The following is a 9,478-nucleotide window of genomic DNA, read 5'->3' on the forward strand; positions in this document are numbered from 1 at the left end:
CCGCTCGCCGGGGGCCACCCGTTCATCGTGGGCCCCCGGACGAGGCGAAGAACTCCATCGGCAGCGTGACGTCGTGGGCGGCCAGCTCCTCGAGGAACCGGGGGCGCAGGCCGGTGGAGACCAGCGCACCCCGCGGACGGCCCTGCTCGTCGCGGCCCGCGCGGTGGTCGTACACGAAAAGGTCCTGCAGCGTGACGACGTCGCCTTCCATGCCGACCACCTCGGTGACGTGGGTGATCCGGCGGCCGCCGTCTTTCAGCCGGGCGACCTGCACGATGAGGTCCACCGCGGAGGCGATCTGCTCCCGGATGGCGCGGCTGGGCAGGTCCATCCCGGCCATCATGACCATCGTCTCGAGCCGGGCGATGCTGTCCCGCGGGGTGTTGGCGTGGACCGTGGTCAGGGAACCGTCGTGACCGGTGTTCATCGCCTGGAGCATGTCCAGCGCCGCGCCGTCACGGACCTCACCGACGACGATGCGGTCGGGGCGCATCCGCAGCGCGTTGCGTACCAGGTCGCGGATGCTCACCTCGCCGCGACCCTCCACGTTGGCCGGTCGCGACTCCAGGCGGACCACGTGCTCCTGGTGCAGCTGCAGCTCAGCCGCGTCCTCCACGGTGACGACCCGTTCGTCGGGCGGGATGAACCCGGAGAGCACGTTGAGCGTGGTGGTCTTGCCGGAGCCGGTACCGCCGCTGACGACGATGTCGAGGCGGCCGCGCACGCAGGCCGACAGCAGCTGCGCCACCGGCGGGGTCAGGGTGCCGAACCTGATGAGGTCGGCCACGGTCAGCGGGTCGGTGGCGAACTTGCGGATGGTCAGCGTGGAGCCGTCGAGCGCGATCGGGGGCACGACCGCGTTGACCCGGCTGCCGTCGGGCAGGCGGGCGTCCACCATCGGGCTGGCCTCGTCGACGCGCCGGCCGACCCGGGAGACGATCCGGTCGATCACCCGGCGCAGGTGCGCCTCGTCGGCGAACTCGGCCTCCACCTGGCTGATCCGGCCGCCCCGCTCGACGAAGATGCGGTGCGGGCCGTTGACCATGATCTCGCTGACGTTCGGGTCGCGCAGCAGCGGCTCGATCGGGCCGTGGCCGAGGATCTCGTCGGTGACCTCCTGCGTGATGCGCATCCGGTCGGCGCCGGCGAGGGGCGTCTCCTCGCGGGCGAGCAGGGTGGTGATGGTCTCCCGGACCCGGGTGGCCAGGTCGTCCTCGCCGCCGAGCTCCTCGTACAGCTGCGGGCCGAGCGTCGCGACCAGCGACTCCTGGATGCGGCGGCGCACCGCGGCCACCGGGTCCACCGCGGGCGGGCCCGGCCGGTGCCGCTCACCGGCTACCGGTGCCCCACCGTTCGCCCCGTACGCGCCCGGCTTGGGGTCCGGTGGCAGCGCGAACCCGGCCGGCGCTGCCCGCCCCGGCGCGAACCCGGCCGGCGGGAACTCGGCCGGCGAGGCCGGCGGGTCGGGCGCCGGGTGAGCCGGCGCCGCGTGAGCCGGCGGGGCTGGCGCCGCGTGGGCCGGCGGGGGGTTCGGAGGCAGGCCGGCCTCGGCCGCCGCCGCCCGTCGCTGCTCGATCCGGTCGTACAGGCCCATCGGTCACCGGCCCCGACGCAGCGAGAAGGCGCGCCGTCGCGCCGGCTCCACCGGCGCGCCCGCCGGCTGCGCCGCGGTCTGGATCCGCGCCTGGATCTCGCGGATGTACCGGCTGACCGGGTTGTTGGGGCTGTCGACCATCAGCGGAACTCCCCGGTTGATGGACACCGGGACGTCGCGCGTCGAGGGCACCCGGCCGGCGATCGGCGCCCGTACCACCCGGTCGATGTCGGCGTGGGTCAGCCCGACCTGCGAGTCGGAGCGGTTGAGCACGATGATCCGCTGGCTCGTCGGGTACTCCAACAGGTCGAACATGTCCAAGGTGAGCCGCAGGTTCTTCAGCGCCGGGATGTCCGGTGTGGCCAGCAGGATGTACCACTGCGACAGGTCCAGCGCGGCCAGCACCTGGTCGGAGAAGAACGGCGGGGTGTCGACGACGACGTAGTCGTACATCCGCTTGACGATCTTCAGGATCTCGCTGACGAGCTCCCGGCCGACCCGTTCGCCGTCGGCCGGCGCCGGCGGGGCCAGCAGCGTGTCGATCCCCGGTGCGTACGGCGTCACCAGCGAGCGGATGCCGGTCTCGTCGAGCCGGCCGGTCATCGGCACGGCGTCGGCGAGGCTGCGCTTCGGCACCAGTTGCAGCATGATCGCCACATCGCCGAAGGTCAGGTCCAGGTCGACCAGGCAGACCCGGTGCTTGCCGCCGTCGGCGAGCGCTACCGCCAGGTTGGTGGCGACGGTGCTCTTGCCGCATCCGCCCTTGCCTGCGAAGACCGTGACGAGACGGCCTTCCTTGACGGGCGCCGCCGCCGGCTGCGGCGCGACGCCGCCGAGGGCGAGCTGGTGGGACACCTCCAACGAGCGGCCGCAGGCGGCACGGATCCCGTGCGAGTCCCCGGCGTTGATCACCTCCCGGATGCCCGCGCGCAGCGCCTCTGCGAGCACCGCCACGTCGACGTGGTCACGCAGCAGCACCACGCCGAGCGTGGGCCGGGTCAACCGGTGCTGGGCGGCGAAGGTGACCGCCTCGGCGAGGTTGACGCTCGAGCCGAGGATGACCAGCTGCGCGCCCGGGTCGGCGCGCACCAGCGCGGCCAGCTCGGCGAGGTCGGCCGCGCCGTGCGGCTGCCCGCCCAGGATCTCGACCAGGGTACGGGCCCGGTCCGGCAGCGGCTCGTAGTACAGCGTCATGGCCAGTCCTCTTCGGTCACTGGAAGAGCGAGTAGTTGTCGACGCCCGGCCCTGGCTTCGCCTCGGCGCCGTCGCCGAGCAGCGCGAGGTAGAGCGCGCCGGTCTGGGCCGAGTGCACCAGCCGCTGCGCCTGGTCCTGGTTCACCGCGACGGTGACCAGCACCGAACCGCCGTCGGCCGGCTGGCCGGACTGGCTGCCGGCCGCGCCACCGGCCGACGGCGTCGCCGTGGGCCGGGGCCCGACGTCGGCTGCGCCCGGCGTGCCGCGGCCGCCGATCGCGAGGATCTCGACCTTGGGCAGCAGCAGCCGGGTCGCCTGGTTGTACCCGTGGCCGGTCGAGAGCCCGTCGCCGGCCGGTACGCGATCGGGGCTCTTGCTCTCGTTGACGGTGAACGTGTCGAACACGGCCACCTCCTGGCCCGGCTGCACGTAACCCGCGACCTCCGCCGGCACCCGCATGGAGACGCTGACGGCGAGCATGCCGTCCGGTACGGGCAGCCCGGCGCGCCTGGTCGCCGGCGCGTCGAACACGCCGCGCAGCAACAGCTGGCGCGGCTGCTGGTCGGCGGTGACCGCCTGCGCCAGCAGCGACCCGTCGATCGTGCTGAGGGCGTCGGCCGGTACGGTCGCCGCCGGCATGGTCACCACTTCGGTGTACCCGCCGTCGCGGATCGCCTGTCCGGTGGTGCCGGCCGGGATCTTCTTACTCGCGACCAGGACGCGGACGCCCTTCTGGCCGTCGAGGGCCCGCTTGTCGGCGGTGTGCGCGTACGCCAGGAGCGCGGCGCAGCCGACCGCCGCGAGAGCGACCGCGACCAGCGCGGCGAAGAAGCTGCGCTTCATCCCACTACCTTCAGAATCTCGGTGCCGTAGTCGATGGTCCCGAAGCTGCCGCCGGTCGGCAGGATCGCGGTGACGAAGTAGCCGTACAGGCACTTGGCGGAGCCGGTGCAGTACGTGCGGCCGGTCAGCCAGGACGCGGGGCTGTTCGTGCTGGGCAGGTTGTAGCCGGTCAGCACGAACGACGAGAACCCCGACAGGTGGTAGACGGTGTTCTGACCGGTGCCCCTGACCCCGTCGAAGATCGGCATCAGCACCGGCGTGTGGGTGGTGTACAGGCTGGCCAGCGCGGCGCTGCACGCCTTCGATGGAGCCAGTCCGCTGTCGCCGCCGTAGGTGCCGTTCGCCGCGACGGTGCTGCTGCAGGTGTTGGTCGGGTCGTCGAGCCAGCCGAAGCCGCCGGGCGCGTCCCAGCCGGACGGCCCGGCCGGGCAGGTGTTGGCGCCGCTCGTGCTGTGCAGGTACAGCACGCCCTCGGCGCTGGCCGGCGGCAGCGTGCCGGGGGGCAGGTACGCGGGTGCCCCGCCGGTGACCCGCTGCCAGTCGCAGGTCGACACGGTGACGCCGAGGCCCGTCGCCTGCAGCGGCGGCCCCCAGGCGACCCGGGAGCAGGCCGCGAGCCGCGCGCCCTTGTACCCCTGGTTGCCGACCAGCGTCTGGGCGAAGGTCGGTGGCAGCAGCGTCGACCCGTCGGGCTGGAGGGTCGCGGTCCGCACCTCCGCGTACGGGCCGGCCGGTGGCGGGGCGCCCATGCAGTCCCACCGGTTGCCGGTCGGGGCCGGACAGCCGGCCAGACCGGTGGCGCGCCCGCAGATGAGCGTGACGGCGCTCGCGCCGTCCTTGGCGTTGCGGTTCGCGTAGCTGACGGCGGGCGCGTTCTGGTTGCCGCACGCCGCGGGGGTACGGATGCAGTTCTGTGCGACGGCCATGGCCGCCGCGTCCGCGCCGCTCTGCAACTGCTCGCGTTCGGCGTAGAGCTGGCCGACGTCGACGGAGAGGGCACCGGCGCCCAGCAGGACGCCGCCGCCGAGCACGATGGTGACCAGCAGCGCGATGTTTCCCCGGTCGGCTCCGGCCAGGACGGTACGTAGCCGGTGCCGGAGAAGGGAGCTCAGCCGACGCATGGCATGACCCCCCTTCCGGTCAGTGTGATCGAGCTGGCGAGGTTGCCGCCGAACAGCGGAGCGAGGGCGGCCAGCGGGGTGACGAAGCTGAAGCGCACCTGGGTGGTGACGACGGCGTTGGCACTGGCCGCGCCGGTCGCCGGGCAGGTGGTGACGGTGTCGGTGACGCCGCGCAGGCCGGTGGTGGCGGCCTGCACCCTCGCGTCGGCGCTCTGGCCGAGCGCGGCGGCACGGGCGCCCTCCCGGGCCGCCTCAGTGAGGGTGAGCTGGGTGTTCAGCATCCGACCGAAGTCGATGACACCGAACAGGACGAACAGCAGCAGGGGTAGGACGAGGGCCATCTCCACGGCGGCGGCTCCCTCGTCGCGGCGGGTACGCCGCCCGCGGGCCATGCCGGCCGTCGTCGAGCGCGCGACGGCCGGCATGCCCGCACGCCTCACAGGCTTCCGGCGATGTTCTGGAACATGGCGTTCAGCCTGCCGCCGAGCAGCGTCACGGCGCCGATGATGACAACGGCGATCAGCGCGACCATGAGGCCGTACTCCACGGCGGTGGCACCCTGCTCGCGGGTCGCCCGCACGGCCTGCGCCTTAGCCACGAACTTCTTCATAGGTTCCCTCCCGAGGTCCCAGGCCGACACGTTCGGTGGCCTTGAAACCACATTCGGTTAGGAAGCGGGGATCCTTTGTCCGCCGGCAGGTCGCTTTTCCCTCCGGCGGCCGGGGGACACGCCGGCTACAGCTCGGTGACGACCAGGTCCAGTTGACACGGCCCGGCCCCACCCCCGGCGCGCTCCTCCACCGTGTACTTGAGATCGCGCAGCGCCGTGACCAGGTCCGCCGGCGTCTCCGGCGCCGCCCCGGCCATCGCCAGGTCGCGGACCAGCCGGCCCTTCGTGGCCTTGTTGAAGTGGCTCACCACGGTGCGCTTGACCGCGCCGTCGACCACGCGCTCGTGCAGCACCCGTACCACCGCCGTACGCCCGGCGGTCGCACCGCGGGGCGTCCACATCGACGCGTACGCGCCCGACCGCAGGTCCAGCACGAGCCCGTCGCCCGCGGCTTCGGTCAGCGCGGGCGCCATGACGCGCCGCCAGTAGGTGCCGAGCGCCCCCACGTCAGGCAACCGGACCCCGACCGGGCAGCGGTACGGCGGGATGCGGTCGTCGAGGCGTACCGCGCCCCACAGCCCCGAGAACACCAGCACCGAGCGCTCGACCAGTCGGTGTGCGCCGGCGCTCAGCGTCGGCAGGTCCAGCGCCTCGTACAGCACCCCGGTGTAGACCTGCCCCGCCGGCGCCGCCGGGGCGTCCGCGAGCCCGGCGTTGCGCCGCACCTCGGCCGCCTGGCCGGGGCTCAGACCCAGCACGGTACGGGCGGTCTCGGCGTCACCGCCCCGGCACAGCGCCACCAGCGCGTCCAGCACCTCCTGCCGCGCCGCGGTCAGGGTCGGCAGGGACAGCGCCGCCAGGTCGACCGGACCGCCCGATCCGGACGCGGCCTTGCCTTCCGATGGCGGTAGCAGGATGAGCACGGGTGGGACTCCTCGGGCGGTGCACGACAGGGGCCGGTCGGCGACGGGCTCGCCGGCCAGCACAGGGTACGGACATTCCGGTCGCGTACGGCGCTCAGCGCGCCGCAGTGAGGTGCCCGTCGCAGGACTCCGGGTCGTTGCGCGACGACTTCGTCCCGTCCGGGCAGACAGCGTTCGACCAGATCGTACGGTCGAGCTTCGCGCCGGCGAGCCGGGCGCCGCGCAGGTTGGAGTCGTAGAAGGACGCGCCGGTGAAGTCGGTGCCGCGCGCGTCCACGCCGGACAGGTCGGACCGGGTGAATCCGACGGAAGGCAGGTTGGCCCCGGACAGCTGCGCCTGTTGCAGGCCCACGTCCTCGAAGCGGGCGCCCTTCAGTCCGGCGCCGCGCAGGTCGGCGTGCGCCAGCCGGCCGCCGGTCATGTTGAGCCCCGCGGCGTCGGCCCGGCGGAGGTCGGACACCGACAGGTCGACGTCGTTGAGCCACAGGTTGCGCAGGTGGGCGGCGTACAGGTTGGCCCGGGCCAGGTTGGAGTCCGAAACGTTGCCGGTCAAGGTGGACCGTTCGAGGTTGAGGCAGAGCAGTTGCTGCTGGCTCAGGTCGACGCCGGCGACCGTCTGCCCGGCGAAGTTCGCCCCGCCCGGACAGGTCCGGCCGTGCTCGTCGGCGGCGCCGCCGCCCCGGTTGACGGCGCCGCGACTGGCGAGGAAGGCCAGCAGCAGCGCGACGCCGACGAAGTACGCCACCCGCAGCCGCAGCGGCACCCGCTCCACGGCCGCCCGGAGGTCGCGCGCTCCCCCGGTCCCGGCTCGCCCGGTCCGCACTCGCACGGCCGTCGCTCGCATGCGGAGCACGTCCCGATTGTCCCGCCGCCGGACGGCCGCATACCACCACCACTTAACGATCTTGGACGGTTGGCGGGGCTATCGGCCCGCCAACCGTCCAGGATCTCGTCAGTGCAGGCGGCGCATGGCGAGTTCGGCGAGCAGGGCGGCGCCGTCGGCCAGGACGCTGTCGTCGAAGGCCGCGCGCGGCGAGTGGTTCGACGGAGCCGACCCGGGATCGTCGGTGACGCAGGCGCCCAGAAACAGATACGCGCCCGGGACGTTGTTCAGTACCCGCGAAAAGTCCTCGGAGCCGGTCATCGGGTTGGCCAGTTCCTCGAACCGCTCCTCGCCGAAGACCTCCCGCACCGTGTCGGCTACGAACTCGTGGTCGGCCGCATGGTTGATCGTCGCCGGGTACTCGTTGTCGTAGCGGATCTCGACCTGCAGGCCGTGCGCGGCGGCGATGCTCTGGCACAGCTGCACGCAGTACTCCCGCACCCGCGCGCCGGCCTCCGGCGTGAAGCTGCGGATCGTCGCCTCGAAGGTCGCATCGTCCGGGATGATGTTGCGCTTCGTCCCGGCGTGGAACGAGCCGACGGTCAGCACGACCGGGTCGAACACGTTGAACCGGCGGGTCACCATCGTGTGCAGTGCGGTGACCATCTCGCAGGCCACCGGTACGGGGTCGAGCGCGGTGTGCGGCGTCGAACCGTGGCCGCCGGCCCCGACGACGCGCACGAACAGCCCGTCCGAGGCGGCCATCAGCGGTCCCGGCCGGGACGCGAACACACCTCGGGCGATCTCGGAGGACATCACGTGCAGCCCGTACGCCGCCGCGACCGGCCGGCCCGCCGCCGTCAGCACCCCTTCGGCGATCATGTGGCCCGCGCCGTCCAAGCCCTCCTCGCCCGGCTGGAACATGAAGACCACGTCGCCGGCCAGCTCGTCGCGACGGGCGGACAGCAGCCGCGCCGCCCCGACGAGGCCGGCGGTGTGCAGGTCATGGCCGCAGGCGTGCATGACGCCGTCGTGGCGGGAGCTGAACGGCTCGCCGGTCTGCTCGGCGATCGGCAGCGCGTCCATGTCGCCGCGCAGCAGCACCGCCGGCCCGGGCTGGCCGCCGCGCAGCACCGCGGTGACCGAGGTGAGGCTCGAGCCGGTGCTCAGCTCCAGCGGCAGCCCGTCGAGGGCGGCGAGGACCGTTTCCTGCGTGCGCGGCAGGCTCAGGCCGATCTCCGGTATCTGGTGCAGTTCGCGCCGCAGCGCCACCAGTTCGCCCTGTAGCTCCTTCGCGTCCTCTCGCAGGCCCATGGATCTCCTTACCCCGTACGACTATCGGCCCGCCAGGGTACTCCCGGGGTGTGGCAGGCCGGCGTACGAGCCGTCAGTAACAGACCTTCTGTCCCTTGCTGATGTACTCGTAGAAGCCCCTGCCGCAGCTCAGGTGGAACATGTGACGCGGCTGGGCGCTCTGGCCGCCGTACAGCCCGCCGGCCGGGGTGAGCTTCGCGTTGAACTGCAGGCCGAAATGCAGGTGCGGCGCGAACCCGCCGGTACCACCCGCCAGGCCGATCACCGTGGCGTCGGTGATCTGCTGCCCCGCGCTGACCAGGATCCTGCTGAGGTGGCACACGTAGCTCCACCAGCCGCCGCCGTGGTCGACGACGATGTACTGACCGCAGGTCTCCCAGCCCGCCGGCGCCCACCCCGCGTAGCGGACGGTGCCCGGCCCGCCGGGCGGGAGCACCTCGTCACCCTCGGCCAGGCCGATGTCGAGCGCGTAGAACTGGTTCATCCGGCTGGGAGCGTCACAGTTGACGTGGTATCCCTCGCCGAAGTAGCTGCCGTTCTGCATCGCAAACCCTTGGCCGCCGTTGGCCTTGGCTGTCAGTGGCGTCTGCAGGAACTTGTCGGTCGGCCAGTCCACGCAGCCGGCGGCGGTTCGCGGGGCGATCGCGGCCGTCGCCGGTGACTGCGTGAGCGTGAGGGCGATGGCCGCGCAGACCGGGAGGCACCGGGTGAACAGGCGACGGACCTGCCGCGATGGTCGGATCATCATCGTCCCCCAATCGGATCTCCTATTGACGCCCTTCTATCTCGATAGTTAATGACTCACAGCTAACTTTCAATCCCCTGTAACTAATTGACCGCACCCCGCGGCTCAAGATCTCCGCGATGTTGCACATACTGCTGTCTCCGCCCGCTCTGAACCCGCAATGCGTGCAACATTGCGACGAGAAGGGCGAGATCGTCGCGGACGCGGTCCGGCAACGTCGAGTTCGTGGAGCGGCATCTCGCCGCGGGGGACGCCGGATGAACTGACGTCAGGCGGCGTTCGCGCTGACGGTCACGCGGTCGCGGCCGCC

At 72.4% G+C, this 9,478-nt stretch carries 10 protein-coding genes; all 10 read right to left on the bottom strand.

Features of this window, described 5'->3' with window-relative positions; genetic code table 11:
• Window positions 1-22 precede the first annotated feature (22 nt).
• Complete coding sequence (locus tag HC031_RS28245; RefSeq protein ID WP_167928490.1) at window positions 23-1,594, bottom strand: TadA family conjugal transfer-associated ATPase; 1,572 nt, start codon at window positions 1,592-1,594, stop codon at window positions 23-25.
• 3 nt (window positions 1,595-1,597) lie between these two features.
• Window positions 1,598-2,788 (bottom strand): CpaE/TadZ family protein, encoded by a 1,191-nt coding sequence (locus HC031_RS28250; protein ID WP_167928491.1) that lies wholly within the window; start codon window positions 2,786-2,788, stop codon window positions 1,598-1,600.
• 16 nt (window positions 2,789-2,804) lie between these two features.
• The gene (cpaB, locus tag HC031_RS28255) at window positions 2,805-3,632 is read right to left on the bottom strand and encodes a Flp pilus assembly protein CpaB (RefSeq protein ID WP_167928492.1); all 828 of its coding nucleotides are present in this window, start codon (window positions 3,630-3,632) and stop codon (window positions 2,805-2,807) included.
• Window positions 3,629-4,753: a pilus assembly protein TadG-related protein gene (locus HC031_RS32675; protein ID WP_205863341.1), complete on the bottom strand. Its 1,125-nt coding sequence runs from the start codon at window positions 4,751-4,753 to the stop codon at window positions 3,629-3,631. The genes cpaB and HC031_RS32675 overlap by 4 nt, the downstream gene beginning before the upstream one ends.
• Window positions 4,741-5,178, bottom strand: coding sequence for a TadE/TadG family type IV pilus assembly protein (locus HC031_RS28265; protein WP_167928493.1), 438 nt, complete (start codon window positions 5,176-5,178; stop codon window positions 4,741-4,743). Before HC031_RS28265 ends, HC031_RS32675 begins: the two co-directional genes overlap by 13 nt.
• Before the next feature lie 11 nt (window positions 5,179-5,189).
• On the bottom strand, window positions 5,190-5,363 hold the full coding sequence (locus HC031_RS28270; protein WP_167928494.1) for a Flp family type IVb pilin: 174 nt from the start codon (window positions 5,361-5,363) through the stop codon (window positions 5,190-5,192).
• A gap of 125 nt (window positions 5,364-5,488) precedes the next feature.
• Window positions 5,489-6,286, bottom strand: a complete 798-nt coding sequence (gene yaaA / locus HC031_RS28275; protein WP_167928495.1) for a peroxide stress protein YaaA — start codon at window positions 6,284-6,286, stop codon at window positions 5,489-5,491.
• Between the two features lie 94 nt (window positions 6,287-6,380).
• Window positions 6,381-7,130 (bottom strand): pentapeptide repeat-containing protein, encoded by a 750-nt coding sequence (locus tag HC031_RS28280; protein ID WP_240943142.1) that lies wholly within the window; start codon window positions 7,128-7,130, stop codon window positions 6,381-6,383.
• 108 nt (window positions 7,131-7,238) lie between these two features.
• Window positions 7,239-8,423 (bottom strand): M20 metallopeptidase family protein, encoded by a 1,185-nt coding sequence (locus tag HC031_RS28285; RefSeq protein WP_167928497.1) that lies wholly within the window; start codon window positions 8,421-8,423, stop codon window positions 7,239-7,241.
• Between the two features lie 73 nt (window positions 8,424-8,496).
• Entirely contained in the window at window positions 8,497-9,171 is a 675-nt protein-coding gene (locus HC031_RS28290; RefSeq protein WP_205863342.1) for a M23 family metallopeptidase, read from the bottom strand.
• Window positions 9,172-9,478 lie beyond the last annotated feature (307 nt).

The sequence above is a fragment of the Planosporangium thailandense genome (assembly GCF_011947195.1).
Classification (GTDB): domain Bacteria; phylum Actinomycetota; class Actinomycetes; order Mycobacteriales; family Micromonosporaceae; genus Planosporangium; species Planosporangium thailandense.

Excerpts from the sequence above, each read along its gene's own strand:
- HC031_RS28245 (WP_167928490.1), bottom strand. The coding sequence starts at position 1,594 with ATGGGCCTGTACGACCGGATCGAGCAGCGACGGGCGGCGGCGGCCGAG.
- HC031_RS28250 (WP_167928491.1), bottom strand. The coding sequence starts at position 2,788 with ATGACGCTGTACTACGAGCCGCTGCCGGACCGGGCCCGTACCCTGGTC.
- cpaB (WP_167928492.1), bottom strand. The coding sequence starts at position 3,632 with ATGAAGCGCAGCTTCTTCGCCGCGCTGGTCGCGGTCGCTCTCGCGGCG.
- HC031_RS32675 (WP_205863341.1), bottom strand. The coding sequence starts at position 4,753 with ATGCGTCGGCTGAGCTCCCTTCTCCGGCACCGGCTACGTACCGTCCTG.
- HC031_RS28265 (WP_167928493.1), bottom strand. The coding sequence starts at position 5,178 with ATGCCGGCCGTCGCGCGCTCGACGACGGCCGGCATGGCCCGCGGGCGG.
- HC031_RS28270 (WP_167928494.1), bottom strand. The coding sequence starts at position 5,363 with ATGAAGAAGTTCGTGGCTAAGGCGCAGGCCGTGCGGGCGACCCGCGAG.
- HC031_RS28280 (WP_240943142.1), bottom strand. The coding sequence starts at position 7,130 with ATGCGAGCGACGGCCGTGCGAGTGCGGACCGGGCGAGCCGGGACCGGG.
- HC031_RS28285 (WP_167928497.1), bottom strand. The coding sequence starts at position 8,423 with ATGGGCCTGCGAGAGGACGCGAAGGAGCTACAGGGCGAACTGGTGGCG.
- HC031_RS28290 (WP_205863342.1), bottom strand. The coding sequence starts at position 9,171 with ATGATGATCCGACCATCGCGGCAGGTCCGTCGCCTGTTCACCCGGTGC.